General features: G+C 64.4%; 11 protein-coding genes and 1 tRNA gene. 8 read left to right on the forward strand and 4 right to left on the reverse strand.

Features of this window, described 5'->3' with window-relative positions; genetic code table 11:
* Positions 1-53: 53 nt before the first annotated feature.
* Positions 54-887: a 2,3,4,5-tetrahydropyridine-2,6-dicarboxylate N-succinyltransferase gene (gene dapD, locus ACDC67_RS05230; RefSeq protein ID WP_376691223.1), complete on the forward strand. Its 834-nt coding sequence runs from the start codon at positions 54-56 to the stop codon at positions 885-887.
* Here dapD and ACDC67_RS05235 read toward each other — a convergent pair.
* On the reverse strand, positions 870-4,085 hold the full coding sequence (locus tag ACDC67_RS05235) for an efflux RND transporter permease subunit (RefSeq protein ID WP_376691225.1): 3,216 nt from the start codon (positions 4,083-4,085) through the stop codon (positions 870-872). The two genes, dapD and ACDC67_RS05235, sit on opposite strands and share 18 nt — an antisense overlap.
* A 17-nt stretch (positions 4,086-4,102) precedes the next feature.
* Positions 4,103-5,128, reverse strand: a complete 1,026-nt coding sequence (locus tag ACDC67_RS05240; protein ID WP_376691227.1) for an efflux RND transporter periplasmic adaptor subunit — start codon at positions 5,126-5,128, stop codon at positions 4,103-4,105.
* 133 nt (positions 5,129-5,261) lie between these two features.
* Here ACDC67_RS05240 and ACDC67_RS05245 point away from each other — a divergent pair, with 133 nt between their 5' ends.
* The 6 genes from ACDC67_RS05245 (at position 5,262) to ACDC67_RS05270 (ending at position 10,676) form a co-directional block, all read left to right on the forward strand.
* Positions 5,262-5,603: an arsenate reductase gene (locus ACDC67_RS05245; protein WP_376691631.1), complete on the forward strand. Its 342-nt coding sequence runs from the start codon at positions 5,262-5,264 to the stop codon at positions 5,601-5,603.
* A gap of 9 nt (positions 5,604-5,612) precedes the next feature.
* Positions 5,613-6,635, forward strand: coding sequence for a deoxyguanosinetriphosphate triphosphohydrolase (locus tag ACDC67_RS05250; protein ID WP_376691229.1), 1,023 nt, complete (start codon positions 5,613-5,615; stop codon positions 6,633-6,635).
* A gap of 5 nt (positions 6,636-6,640) precedes the next feature.
* Complete coding sequence (locus ACDC67_RS05255) at positions 6,641-7,180, forward strand: gamma-glutamylcyclotransferase family protein (protein WP_376691231.1); 540 nt, start codon at positions 6,641-6,643, stop codon at positions 7,178-7,180.
* Positions 7,181-7,399: 219 nt separating this feature from the next.
* Positions 7,400-8,776: a carbohydrate porin gene (locus ACDC67_RS05260; RefSeq protein WP_376691234.1), complete on the forward strand. Its 1,377-nt coding sequence runs from the start codon at positions 7,400-7,402 to the stop codon at positions 8,774-8,776.
* A 102-nt stretch (positions 8,777-8,878) separates the two neighbouring features.
* Positions 8,879-10,489, forward strand: coding sequence for a BCCT family transporter (locus tag ACDC67_RS05265; RefSeq protein WP_376691236.1), 1,611 nt, complete (start codon positions 8,879-8,881; stop codon positions 10,487-10,489).
* A gap of 113 nt (positions 10,490-10,602) precedes the next feature.
* Positions 10,603-10,676 (forward strand) — tRNA-Gly (locus ACDC67_RS05270).
* Positions 10,677-10,699: 23 nt separating this feature from the next.
* On the opposite strand, the gene ACDC67_RS05275 is transcribed toward ACDC67_RS05270, so the two are convergent.
* Both ACDC67_RS05275 and ACDC67_RS05280 read right to left on the reverse strand, forming a co-directional pair.
* Positions 10,700-11,611 carry a histone deacetylase family protein gene (locus tag ACDC67_RS05275; RefSeq protein ID WP_376691238.1) on the reverse strand — a complete coding sequence of 304 codons (912 nt, stop codon included), beginning with the start codon at positions 11,609-11,611 and terminating at the stop codon, positions 10,700-10,702.
* Positions 11,611-12,174: a cob(I)yrinic acid a,c-diamide adenosyltransferase gene (locus ACDC67_RS05280; protein ID WP_376691240.1), complete on the reverse strand. Its 564-nt coding sequence runs from the start codon at positions 12,172-12,174 to the stop codon at positions 11,611-11,613. The genes ACDC67_RS05275 and ACDC67_RS05280 overlap by 1 nt, the downstream gene beginning before the upstream one ends.
* Positions 12,175-12,295: 121 nt before the next feature.
* Between ACDC67_RS05280 and ACDC67_RS05285 the strand changes: the two genes are divergently transcribed.
* Positions 12,296-13,723 (forward strand): aldehyde dehydrogenase family protein, encoded by a 1,428-nt coding sequence (locus tag ACDC67_RS05285; RefSeq protein WP_376691242.1) that lies wholly within the window; start codon positions 12,296-12,298, stop codon positions 13,721-13,723.
* The last annotated feature ends 190 nt before the right edge of the window (positions 13,724-13,913 follow it).

Raw genomic sequence — 13,913 nt, forward strand, 5'->3', positions numbered from 1 at the left:
ACCGTAAACCGTTGTTTTCTTTCCTGAACCCTGAACCCTGAACCCTGAACCCTATGTCTAACGACCTCGATAAACTCCAACTCGCCATCGAATCAGCCTGGGATCGCCGCGGTGATCTCTCTCCCGAGACGGCGGATCACGAGCTGCGCGGCCAGATCGATACCTGCCTGCAGGGCCTGGAGTCCGGCGAGCTGCGCGTGGCCGAGCCGGACGGCGAGGGCGGTTGGCGCGTCAACGGCTGGCTCAAGCAGGCCATCCTGCTGCATTTTCGAACCACTGCCAATCGCGTCATGGAAGGGGGTGTCAGTAACTACTTCGACAAGGTCGACCTGCGTTTTGCCGACGGGAAGGATTCGCCCGAGCAGTGCGGGGCCCGCGTGGTGCCCACGGCCACCGTTCGTCGCGGCGCGCATATCGGCAACGACACGGTGCTGATGCCCAGCTACGTCAATATCGGCGCCTATGTCGGCGCGGGCAGCATGGTCGACACCTGGGCGACGGTCGGTTCCTGCGCCCAGATCGGTTCGGGTGTTCACATCTCCGGCGGCGCCGGCATCGGCGGCGTGCTCGAGCCGCTGCAGGCCAACCCCACCATCATCGAGGACGGCTGTTTCATCGGCGCGCGCTCGGAGGTGGTCGAAGGCGTGATCGTCGAGAAGGGTGCAGTGATCGGCATGGGCGTGTTTCTCGGCCAGTCGACGCGCATCTACAACCGCGAAACCGGCGAAGTCACGACCGGCCGCGTGCCGGCCGGTTCGGTCGTCGTGGCCGGCAGCCTGCCGGCCGACGACGGCAGCCACAGTCTCTACGCCGCCGTGATCGTCAAGCAGGTCGACGAGAAGACGCGATCCCGCACGTCGGTCAACGAGCTATTGCGCGCCGGCTGATACCTCCCTCTTGCCGACGAACACGTAGTAGAGCAGGGGAACCAGCAGCACGGTCATCACCGTCGACACCGCCAGGCCGAAGATCAGCGAGATCGACAGGCCGTTGAAGATCGGGTCGGGCAGGATGAAGGCCGCGCCAAGCATGGCCGAGACCGCCGTCAGCGCGATCGGCTTGAGCCGGACCACGCCGGCGAGCACGACCGCGTCTTCCAGCGATTCGCCCTCGTCGAGCAGCTGCCGGATGAAGACCACCAGCAGGATCGAATTGCGCACGATGATGCCGGCCAGCGCGATCATGCCGATCATGCTGGTGGCGGTGAATTCCCGCCCGAGCAGGGCATGGCCGGGCAGGATGCCGATCAGGGTCAGCGGGATCGGCGCCATCACGATCAGCGGGATCAGGTAGGCACGGAACTGCGCGACCAGCAGCAGGAAGATCACGAACACGCCCACGGCGTAGGCCATGCCCATGTCGCGGAAGGTCTCAAAGGTAATCTGCCACTCCCCATCCCACTTCAGGGCCGGCTGCCCGGCCCACTCGGGCTGGTTGATCCAGTACTGGGTCGGTGCATCCGCCTGGCCGTAGAGTTCGGACGCCAAGGCGAACATGCCGTACAGCGGCGAGTCGACCCGTCCGGCCATGTCGGCGGTGACGTAGGTGACCGGCAGGAGATCCTTGTGCTGGATGACGCCCGGCCACCGGGATTCTTCCACGCTTGCCACGTCCGCCAGGCGAATCATCTCGCCGTCGCGACTGGTCACCGGCAGCGACATCAGCGCCGACGGCTGCGCCTTGCCGCCTTCTTCCAGGATCACCCGGATGGGCACGGCATGCTTGGCTCCGGGGTCGCGCAGGTAGTCGACGTTGCGTTCGCCGAGCGCGATCGCCAGCGCGTCGACCACCTGCGCCTGGGATACGCCGAGTGTGGCGGCACGATGCCGGTCGACGACCACCCGCCAGCGCTCGGTCGGTGCGGTCACGGTGGTGTCGATATCGACCAGGCCGTCAATGCCGGCCATTTGCCGGGCCAGCTTCTGGGCCATTTCGGCGCGGGCTTCGGGTGTGGGGCCGTAGACCTCGGCCACCACCGGCGAGAGCACCGGCGGCCCGGGCGGGACCTCGACGATCTTGACCGCTGCCCCGTAGCGCTCGCCGATCTCGGTCAATGGCGCGCGCAGTTCCAGGGCGATCTCGTGCGACTGCCGGTCGCGATCGTCGACCAGGTTGATCTGCAGGTCGCCGTGGTAGGGCTCGCCGCGCAGGTAGTACTGGCGCACCAGGCCGTTGAAGTTGATGGGCGAGGCGGTGCCGGCGTACGCCTGCCAGTCGTCGACCGTGTCCATCGTCGTGAGATGGGCGCCCATTGCCATCAACACGCGCATGGTCTGCTCCATGGGCGTGTGCTCGGGCATGTCGACGACCACTTGCAGCTCGGACTTGTCGTCGAAGGGCAGCATTTTGAGGACAACGGCCTGGAACACCGGCAGCAGGGCCATGAGCAGGGTCAGGCCGACGGCGCCACCGGCCAGCAGCCAGCGGTTGCGTCGACCGGATCGGTCGACGCCCAGGAACGGCGTGAATATGGACGAAAAGATACGGTGCAGGCGCGGGTTGATGCCCTCGGTCGAGCGTTCGCGCGCCCCGCTTTCGGCCCCTTCGGAGCCGCGATCGCGGCGCAATAGCCGTACGGCCAGCCAGGGCGCGAGCACGAATGCGACGACCTGCGAGAGCACCATGCCGGCCGAGGCGTTGATCGGAATGGGGCTCATGTAGGGGCCCATCAGGCCGGTGACGAAAGCCATCGGAAGCAGGGCGGCCATGACCGTCAGGGTGGCCATGATGGTGGGGGTGCCCACTTCGTCGACGGCGGCCGGCACAATGTCGCGAATGGGCCGTTTCGAGATGCTGATGCGACGGTGGACGTTCTCGACGATCACGATGGCGTCGTCGACCAGGATGCCGATCGAGAAGATCAGGGCAAACAGGGATACGCGGTTGAGCGTGAAGCCCCAGGCCCAGGAGAAAACCAGGGTCAGCAGCAATGTGACCAGCACCGACAGGCCGACGATCAGCGCCTGGCGCCAGCCCATGGTTGCGAGCACGAGAAGAATCACGGCAACTGTCGCCGACACCAGGTCGCGAATCAGCGAGCGGGCCTTGTCCGAGGCGGTCTCGCCGTAGTTGCGGGTGACCAGGACTTCGGTGTTGTCGGGAATCACGCGGCCTTCGAGAACGTCGAGACGGTCCTTGACCGCGTCGGCGATGTCGATGGCGTTCTCGCCGGGCTTCTTGGCCACGGCCAGGGTCACGGCCGGGTGCACTCGGGCCTGCCCGCCGTCTCGATCCGGCCCGAATCCCAGCATCACGCTCCGGTCCGGCACCGTCTCGCCGCGCCGCACTTCGGCGATATCGCCCAGGCGAACGGCGGTCTCGCCGTGAATGCCCACGACCAGTCGCCGTACCTGTTCGGCGGTTTCGAGCAGGCTGCCGGGCTGCAGCGGGATGGAGACTCCGTCGCGGACGATGCGCGACTCGCCCGCACTGCTGTTGGCCGCCTGGATGGCATCGCGCAGGTCGGCCAGGGTCAGGCCGTAGCCGGCCAGGCTGGCCGGGTCGAAGACCACGTCCACGCGATCGGGTACGCCGCCGATGGTGTAGACGTCGCGCGTGCCCGGCACGCGCTTGAGCGCGACTTCCAGGGTGTGGGCCAGGCGGGTCAGCTCCTCGCCGGTCTGGCGGCCGGTTGGGTCGTAGAGCGTCAGCGTGACGATCGGGACATCGTCGATGCCCTTGGGCTTGACCACCGGCTGCCCGGCGCCCAGGTCGGCCGGGAACCAGTCGCTGTTGGAGTAGACCTTGTTGTAAAGCCGTACCAGCGCTTCCTGGCGGGGGATGCCCACCTCGAACTCGACCGTGATCACCGCCTGGCCCTGGCGCGAGGTCGAGTAGACGTGTTTCACGCCCGAGATCTCGTCGAAGATCTGCTCGCCCGGGTTGGTGATCAGGTATTCGACCTCTTCGGCGCTGGCGCCGGGGAAGGGGACGAACACGTCGGCCATCGTGACATCGATCTGCGGCTCTTCCTCCTTGGGCGTGATCACCACGGCCATCAGGCCCGCGATGATGCCTACGGCAGCCAGCAGCGGTGTCAGTCGGGAGTCCTGGAAGGCGCGTGCGATGTAACCCGACGGGCCCATGCTTTGGTTCTCCCGGCTCACTGCGACCGGCTCCGCGAGAAGATGGCTTCGGGGTCGCGTGCGATCTCCTCGCCTTCGCTCAGACCCGAAAGCACTTCGAGACGGTCGTCCTGGCGCGCGCCGATGCGGACCTGGCGCAGTCGGGGTTCGCCGGATTCGTCGCGAACGTAGACCGCCCGGAGCTCACTGCGTCTGAGCAGGCTTTGTGCCGGGATCCAGAGCGATTCGCGCCGCTCGACCGGCAGCATGACGCGCACCAGTTGGCCGGGATAGACACCCAGGTCGCCGTTGTCGACGGCAATGCGCACGGTGACGCCGTGACCCGGGGCATCGGCAAAGGGAAAGCGGGTGATCTTTCCGATCTTCAGCTCCCGTCCGCTGTCGAGCAGGACGCGAAAGTCGCTGCCATTGCCGCCGATGCGGTCGATGTATCGCTGTGGCACCGAGGTCACCACCCGCAGGGGATCGAGCGCGAAGCCACTCAACAGCGGCTGTCCGGGCCGCACGGATTCGCCGAGTTCGACATGCCGTGCCGTGATGATGCCGCCGTAGGGGGCGGTGATGCGCGTGTATTCCAGCTGCTCGCGAGCCTCCTCGATGGCGCTGCGCGATCGCGCCACGCGCGCCCGGGCGGCGTTGAGCGCGTTTCGGGCCTGGTCCAGGTCGGACCGGGAGGCAACGCCGCGTTCGGCCAGCGGCTCGATGCGCTCGTAGCGCTGGCGCGCGTCATCCATCCCCGACTCGGCCTCTTCCAGGTTGGCCCGGGCCTGTTCGAGGCGGGCGCGCTGCTCCGTGTCGTCGAGGCGGGCGATCAGTTCACCGGACGCCACGACATCATCGACGTCGAAAGGCAACTCGACGATGGTTCCCGACGTCTGGGCCGAAACCGTGCTTTCCTGGACGGCCTCGATCGTGCCGTCGAGGCGGACCGACTCGATCAGGGTCGCCCGCTCGACCGGTTGCCATTCCACGGCGCCGGCCGGCGTCGGCAGGGTCAGCAGGCCGCTGATCGCGGTGGCTACCACAAGAAATCGCGCGTTCATGACGTTCCCCATGCTTCCAAAGGCATTATATTAGCATAACGCGATATAAGGTCGGCAACTCGTTTTTGCCCGGCGCTGGCCCGTTAGCCGGGGCGGACTTGAGCTTCCTGCGACCCGCTCCCACGTTCCCATGATGATGGAAATATACGGTATTGGAAACTGCGACACCTGCCGCAAGGCACGCAAGTGGCTCGATCAGTCCGGGCGCGACCATCGCTGGCACGATCTGCGTGCCGGCGGAATCGACGAATCCACGCTCGGCCGGTGGATCGATTCGGTCGGTCTCGAGGCGCTCGTCAACCGTCGCTCGACCACCTGGCGTGGCCTCGACGACGCCGAGCGTCAGCGGGCGATGGACGTCGGCACGGCCCCGGCATTGCTCGCGAGCCACCCGACCCTGATCAAGCGGCCGGTCATCGACCTGGGCGAGCGCGTGCTGGTTGGCTTCAACGATTCCGTCAAGCAGGCGCTGTAGACTGGGGCTATGGAAACATCCCTGTCGACTCCACCGCTGAGCGCCGTCACGCGCGAGCAGCGTGAGGCCCGCGAGGAAGCGCTCTCGCCGCTGGCGACGCGCTCGGCCCGGAGTCGCGGGCGAGAACGCGAAGAAGCGCCCGATCCCTACCGCACGGCCTTCGAGCGTGATCGTGACCGGGTTCTTCACTCCAAGGCGTTTCGCCGCCTCAAGCACAAGACCCAGGTCTTCATCAACCCCGAGGGCGACCATTTCGTCACCCGGATGTCGCATACCCTGCAGGTCACCCAGGTTGCGCGCTCACTGGCCGCCGCGCTCGGTCTGAACGAAACGCTGACCGAAGCGATCTGCCTGGCGCACGATTGCGGTCACACGCCCTTCGGGCATACCGGTGAGGCCGCGCTGTCGGACTATGTCGACGGGGGCGAGTGGCTTCACTCCGAGCAGGGCGTTCGCATCTTTCGCGTGCTCGAGCCGCGCAACCTGACCTGGGAGGTGCTCGACGGCATCCGCGCGCACACCTGGCGCGTCAAGCCGCCGCCCCATACGCCCGAAGGCTGGGTCTGCCGCTTTGCCGACCGCATTGCCTATCTCAACCACGATCTCCAGGACGCGTTGCGGGCCGGTGTGATCCAGGCTTCGGATATACCCGCGGAGGTCATCGACGTGCTCGGCCCCCTGGCCGGTCGCAGCTGGATCAACGCCATGATCGAGGCCGTTATCGAGGCGTCGGTGGGGCGCGGCAAGGTGGTCATGAGCGCCGAAGTCTTGCAGGCCATGCAGCGATTCCGGGCGTTCATGTTCGAGCGCGTCTATCTGCGCCCCGAAGCCGTGGCGCAGAACGAGCGCGCGCGGGGGATCATTCATCAGTTGGTCGACCACCTGCTCGAGCACCCCGAGTGCATTCCCGAAAGCTATTGCATCGCCGAGGCCGATCGATTGACGCAAGTGCTGGATTACGTCGCGGGCATGACGGACCGCTATGCACTCAATCTGCATGACCGCCTCTTCCGGCCCCGAGGGCTCGTTTAGGGCCGATGCCCTCCGCACGGCAGGCCGTCTACCTGGCTTACGGGTCCAACCTGCACCCGCGCCGCCTCGAAGCGCGGGTGGGGCGCGTCGAGCTACTCGGTCTCGCGGTGCTGGAGGGCTGGTCGCTGCGCTTTGACAAACGCGGCGGGGACGGTTCGGCCAAGGCCAATCTGCATGCCGCGCCCGGCGAGTCCCAGGCGGCGCTCGCCGCCGCCTATGCGCTCGATCTCCACCAGGTGAGCGCCCTCGATCGCTTCGAGGGTTGCGGCTGGGGCTACGAGACCTTTCCCGTGACCTTTCGCCTGCGCGGAAGCCTCGTCGATGGATTCGCCTACCTCGCGCCCTCGCATTGGATCAGTCGCGCGATGCTGCCGTTCGACTGGTACGTGGACTTGATCGTGGCCGGCGCAAACTTCCACGATTTCCCGCAATGGTATGTCGAGGCGATCTCGGCCCGGCCCGCTCGCCCCGACCCCGATTCGGCCAGGGCGAGAGCGGCACTGGACACCCTGAAACTGCGCGTTCCCGGGCATTACGGCGGGTAATGCGCGTCAAGCCTCTGTTTGCGTTTGATTATTCCCGTCTGTTAAGGTGACATTAATCTCGAGCTTCAGCAGTGCGTTCGAGTCGGAAACGAAGGGGTCGTCTCGCTGGTCGTCGCACTTGCCTGCCAAGTGACGTCCAGTGATTTCCCTCGGTCCGTTTCGGGTTCGTTAGCGCCTGCAGAAGGTGACTGCAATCAACGGAAATTCAGGGAGAAGAACATGCGCAAGTCATTGTGGTTCAGATTGCCTGCGTTCCTGCTGTTGGCCTGTACGCTTTCCGCCGCCTCCGCTTCGGAAGGCCAGGACGAGGCCGATATGCTGAAGGAACAGATCGACCGCATGCAGCAGCAACTGCTGGAGATGCAGCAGCAACTCGACGAATTGCGCGCCGAGCGCGACGACGAAGCGCAAGAGCGCGAACGAATGGAGTCGCGTCTGGCCGAAGTCGAGGATGGTGACGCTGATGAAGAAAAGGTCAAGGAAATTGCCGCCTCGACCTACGACGAGAAAAAGTCCAGCGAAATCAACGTCGGCGGTGCGGTGCGCTTCCAGTACGTCCTTGAGGACTACAACGACCTGACGAAGGACAACAACGGCACCTTCGAAATGGACACCGTGCGCCTGAACTTCGACGGCACCGTGGGCGATGTGATCCTCTCGGCCGAGTGGCGCTGGTACCAGTACATGAACGTCATTCACCATGCCTGGGCCGGCTATGACTTCAGCGACTCGCTGCAGGGCCAGATCGGCGTCAACCAGGTGCCGTTCGGCGTCACGCCGTACAACTCGCACAGCTTCTTCTTCAGCTCGAACTACTACCTCGGGCTCGAGGACGACTATGACTTCGGTGCCAAGCTCGTCTACGACGAAGGCCCGCTGAACATTCAGGGTGGGTTCTATTGGAGCGACGAGCTCGGCGGCGCCGATAGCTACCTCGGCGACGACGGTGCCGACTTCAACGATCGCTATTCCTACGACATCGTCGGTGTGCGGGATCCGGGTGAAGGGACCTACGCAACCCCGTCGAATTTCGCCTTCGACAGTAACGTCGCCAATGCTCGCGTTGCCTACACGCTGGGCCACGGAACGGACTACTCCACCGAGCTCGGTTTCTCCGCCCAGTACGGCGACGTCAAGAGCGGTAGCGCCGACGGCATTGGTTCGCAGTCGGCTTTTGCGGCTCACGTGGTCGGTAACTACGGCCCCTGGAACCTGCAGCTGCAGGCCACCGAATACGAGTACGACATGGACAACGGTTCCGGCCGCATGGCCGTGGGCGCGTATGACTTCTACGACACCATCGCTTCGGAAGCGACTTCGTATACCGCCAACGTCGCCTACAGCCTCCCCGTCAACTGGGGGCCGGTCTCGAACCTGACCTTCTACAACGACTACTCACTGGTGACCGACAAGTCGGCCGATCTCGAAGATACCTGGATGAACGTGACCGGTGTTGCCGTGACTTCCGGCGGCCTGTACACCTACATCGATCTCATCCTGGCCGAAAACCAGCCGTTCATCGGCGGCACGATGGACTCGGCTACCAAGCCGGGTACCAATACGCGATTCAATATCAACTTCGGCTATTACTTCTAAATCGCAGTGAACCTTTCCGGCCCAGTGTCCGCAAGCCAGCAAGCGCCTGGCGGCGGCGCTGGGCCGATTTGATTCGGGTTCCTACTGAAGGGAGAGCAAGTCATGAGCGAGTTTGACGAGAAAAATCAGAAACCAAAAGAAATACGAGAAATCGAGGAAATCTACGATACCGATTACGAGATCGGGCAAGACAACGTAGAAGCCATGGGGATGGATATCCACCATCCCGTTTTCGCCATCAGCGCGACGTTGATCGTGCTGTTCGTCGTTCTGTCCCTGATCTTTCCGGAGACATCCAACTCGGCGCTGGACGCTACGCGCGTGTGGATTGGCGAGACGTTCGATTGGCTGTTCCTGACCGCCGGCAACATTTTCGTGCTGTTCTGCCTGGCATTGATCATCTTTCCAGTCGGCAAGATCAGGCTTGGCGGACAGGACGCGAAGCCCGAGTTCGGCTACCTGTCCTGGTTCGCGATGCTGTTTGCCGCGGGCATGGGGATTGGCCTCATGTTCTGGGGCGTGGCCGAGCCGGTAGGCTACTTCACCGAATGGTACGGCACCCCGCTGAACGTGGGTGGCGGCAACGCGGAAGCCTCGCTGGGCGCAACCATGTACCACTGGGGTCTGCATCCTTGGGCCATTTACGGCGTGGTCGCCTGCTCCCTGGCATTTTTCACCTACAACAAGGGCATGCCACTGACCATTCGCTCCACGTTCTACCCGCTGCTGGGTGATCGTGTCTGGGGCTGGTTCGGCCACCTCATCGATACGCTGGCCGTGCTGGCGACGCTGTTTGGCCTGGCAACATCTCTGGGCCTGGGCGCGCAACAGGCTGCCGGGGGGATGTCCTTCCTGTTCGGTGTCGACGGTGGTCTGATGACGCAGATCGCCATCATCATCGGCGTGACTGCCATTGCCGTCGTTTCGGTAGTGCGCGGTATCCATGGTGGCGTCAGGGTCCTCAGTAACCTCAATATGTTCGTGGCGGCCGCACTGTTGATCTTCACCATGATCGCCGGCGGTCTGATTGCTTTCGCCGTCAATACCGGCACGACACTGTGGGGTTACGTCCAGTACATGATTCCGCTTTCCAACCCGATTGGTCGCGAGGACGACACCTTCTATCACGCCTGGACCATCTTCTTCTGGGCCTGGTGGATTTCCTGGTCGCCCTTCGTCGGCATGTTCATTGCCCGCGTGTCGCGCGGCCGCACGGTGCGAGAGTTCATGACCGCGGTGCTGATCGTTCCGGTCATCGTGACGGTCGTGTGGATGAGCACCTTCGGCGGCGGCGGTATCGACCAGGTCAAGGAAGGTGTCGGTGAGCTTGCCGGTGGTATCGGCGATTCCTCGCTGGCGCTGTTCCAGATGCTCAATGAACTGCCGTTCACAAGCATCACCTCCTTCCTGGCGATCATTCTGGTGCTGGTGTTCTTCATTACATCTTCGGACTCCGGCTCCCTGGTGATCGACAGCATTACCTCCGGCGGCAAGCTGGATGCACCGGTTCCCCAGCGCATCTTCTGGGCGGTGACCGAGGGTGTCGTGGCCGGTGTGCTCCTGGCCGTTGGTGGCGACGCGGCGCTGAACGCCCTGCAGGCCGGTGCGGTAAGTACGGGGCTTCCGTTTACCGTCGTGCTGCTGTTCATGTGCGTGAGCCTGGCCAAGGCGCTCAACCACGAGTTGACGCTGATCAAGCACGGCCACGCCTGACGCGCAGTCAGTCAATAACAACAAGAAATGGCCCCGCTACCGAAAGGTGCGGGGCTTTCTTGTTTTCAGGGTGATTGCCAAAGGCAAGCGGCAGCGCTACGATAACCGTAAGTGCGGGCGTCGTATAATGGCATTACCCGAGCTTCCCAAGCTCGTGACGAGGGTTCGATTCCCTTCGCCCGCTCCACTCGCTCCCTGGCTCTTGACCCCTCAGACCAACGCGTCGGCGAAGGCCTGTACCGAGCGCTCCAGGGCGTTGAGGTCGTATCCGCCTTCCAGTGAGGCCACGAGTCGGCCGCTGGCGTGTCGGTCGGCCACGCGTCGCAGTTCCTGTCCGATCCAGAAGTAGTCGTCATCCTTCAAGCGAAGTTGCGCCAGCGGATCGGCGGCGTGGCCGTCGAAGCCCGCCGACACCAGGACGAGTTGGGGCCTGAAGGCCTCGATGCTGGGGATCAGCCGCGACAGCCAGATGTCCCGAAAGGCGTCGCTGGTCGCGCCCGGCGAGAGCGTGGCGTTGTGAATATTGCCGCCGAGGGTTGTTTCCGGGTCGCCGGTATCGGGGAACAGGGGAGACTGATGCGAGGAGGCGAACAGGATTTCCTCGTTGCCCGAAACGATTTCCTCCGTACCGTTGCCGTGGTGGACATCGAAGTCGCAGATGGCAATCCGCTCCAGGCCGTGCCGGGAAATGGCGCGCGCGGCGGCGAGGGCGATGTTGTTGTAGATGCAAAAACCCATCGCGCGAAATGACTCGGCATGGTGGCCCGGTGGCCGCACGACGGCGAAGGCGCGCTGGCAACGCCCTTCCATGACCTGGTCGACGGCGTCGCAGGCCGCTCCGGCGGCGAGCTGGGCCGCCTGCCGCGTTCCGGGGCCGAACCAGGTGTCCGGGTCGATGGCCTGTGCCTTGCCTTCCGCGTCCAGTTCCTCGATGTAGCGGAGATGATGCGGGGTGTGGGCCAGTTTCAGCGTGGCCTCGTCGATCGGCGTGGCCTGGCGAAAATGCACGTTGCTCATGCGCTCCAGGCCGCGCATCGCCGCGGCCAGGCGTGCCGGTGATTCGGGATGCTCGTTCGGCGTGATGTGGCCGGCGCAGTCGGGGTGCGAGAGAATCCGCAGCATCAGCGCTTGCGCTCGTGGTTCCAGAAGACCTCGCCGGCGCCCGAGGCGCGCGCGGCCGTGCGTGCGAGCACGAACAGCAGGTCAGAGAGGCGGTTCAGGTATCGGATGGCCGGTTCATTGACCGGCTCGTGCCGGGCGAGGGCGATCACTCGCCGTTCGGCGCGGCGGCAAACCGTGCGGGCCAGGTGTGCATGGGCGGCGGCCGGCGAGCCGCCGGGCAGGATGAACTCCTTGAGTACGGGCAGCGACTCGTTGAGTCGGTCCAGCTCCTGCTCCAGCCGCTCGATATGCGCGTCACCGATCATCTCGCTTTCGGGAATGCACAGCTCCCCACCCAGGTCGAAAAGGTGATGCTGGACGTCGAGCAGCAGGCTGGCCAGCCCGTCGAGCCCGTCGATATCGTTGAGTTCGGCCAGGACAACGCCGACGACCGAGTTGAGCTCGTCGACCGTGCCGTAGGCCTCGACGCGCAGGCTGTCCTTGGCCGTGCGGCTGCCGTCGCCCAGCCCGGTGGTGCCGTCGTCGCCGGTGCGCGTGTAGATTTTCGAAAGTCTGTTACCCATGGGGGAATTATAGTTGGTTGGCTGGTTGGCTGGTTGGCTGGTTGGCTGGTTGCGCCGCGTGCGGTGAAACTTAACGGGCGGTAGGTTAATGTGGCGATAGTACTTCACCTGGAGCCGAGACATGTCATCCAACGCCTTGCCTTATTACCTGGCCAACCGTGCCGTTTTCGCCAACGAGGATCTCGCGGTGCTGGACAAGCACACCGGGGAGATTGCCTGGCGCGTGGCAAAGGCCGACGATGCGATCGTCGACAAGGCGATTGCCGCGGCCGAGGCGGCCGCTCGGCCGATGGCGGAACTGCCGTCGTACAAGCGCCGCGACGCGCTCTTGCACTGTGTGAAGCGATTCCGTGAGCGCGAAGAAGAACTCATCGAGGTGCTGATCGTCGAGGGCGGCAAGGTGCGGCGCGACGCCAAGGGCGAGGTCACGCGGCTGATCGAGACCTTCCAGGTCGCGGCCGAGGAAGCCACGCGCATCGGCGGCGAGGTGATCCCCATGGACATCAGCCCGCGCTCGGAAAAGTATTCCGGCATGTGGAAGCGCGTGCCGATCGGCCCGGTGTCGTTCATTACGCCGTTCAACTTCCCCTACAACCTGGTCGCCCACAAGATCGCGCCGGCGATCGCGGCCGGCTGTCCCTTCATTCTCAAGCCGGCCGAGAAGACGCCGGTCGGCGCCCTGTTGATGGGTGAGATCCTGGCCGAGTGCGATCTTCCGGAGGGGGCGTTTTCGATTCTTTGCGTTGATCGCGACGACGCCGCGCGCTTCACCGAGGACGAGCGTCTCAAGCTGATGAGTTTTACCGGCTCCGACCTGGTCGGGTGGATGCTCAAGAGCAAGGCCGGCAAGAAGCCGGTGGTGATGGAGCTGGGCGGCAACGCCGCCTGCCTGGTCGACCACGATGCCGATATCGACGATGCGGTCGCCCGCGTGGTCTTCGGCGGCTTCTACCAATCGGGTCAGAGTTGCGTGTCGGTCCAGCGCGTGCTCGTCCACGACGAGATCTACGAGGCATTCAGCGAAAAGCTGTGCAAGCAGGTCGGCGAGCTGCCCGGCGGCGACCCGCGCGACGAGAACACCTGGGTCGGGCCGTTGATCAGCGAGGATGACGCCAAGCGGGTGGTTGACTGGATTGCCGAGGCGGTCGACGGCGGCGGAAAGCTGCTGGTCGGCGGCGAACGCGAAGGCAGCATCGTGCGCCCGGCCGTGGTCGAGAACCCGCCGGCCGACAGCAAGCTGCGCGTCGAGGAAGTGTTCGGTCCGCTGGTCACGCTGGAGAAGTTTTCGGACTTCGACGCGGCCCTCGAGACGATCAACGACTCGCGTTACGGCCTGCAGGTCGGCTTGTTCATCCGCGACATCTCGAAGATCAACAAGGCCTGGAACCGCCTCGAGGTCGGCGGCGTGATCATCAACGACGTGCCCAGCTTCCGCGTCGACCACATGCCCTACGGCGGCGTGAAGGACTCCGGCCTGGGCCGAGAAGGCATCCGCTACGCCATCGAGGACATGACCGAGATCCGACTGCTGGCCATTCGAGACGTCTAAAAAAAGGTTTCAGGTTTCAGGGTTCAGGAGCGCCTGCAGAGGCCGAAAACGCGTTGCCGAAAAGCACGTCGCTGTGCATCCCGAGAACGTCGAACGGCACCAGCCCCACCCGTTTGCTCGGCTGCCGTATTCTATTCCTGAAACCTGAAACCTGAAACCTGAAACCTATCGCGCCGACCGAAGCCGATAC

Origin of the sequence: Wenzhouxiangella indolica, assembly GCF_042310355.1 — a bacterium.
In the GTDB taxonomy this organism is placed as follows: domain Bacteria; phylum Pseudomonadota; class Gammaproteobacteria; order Xanthomonadales; family Wenzhouxiangellaceae; genus Wenzhouxiangella.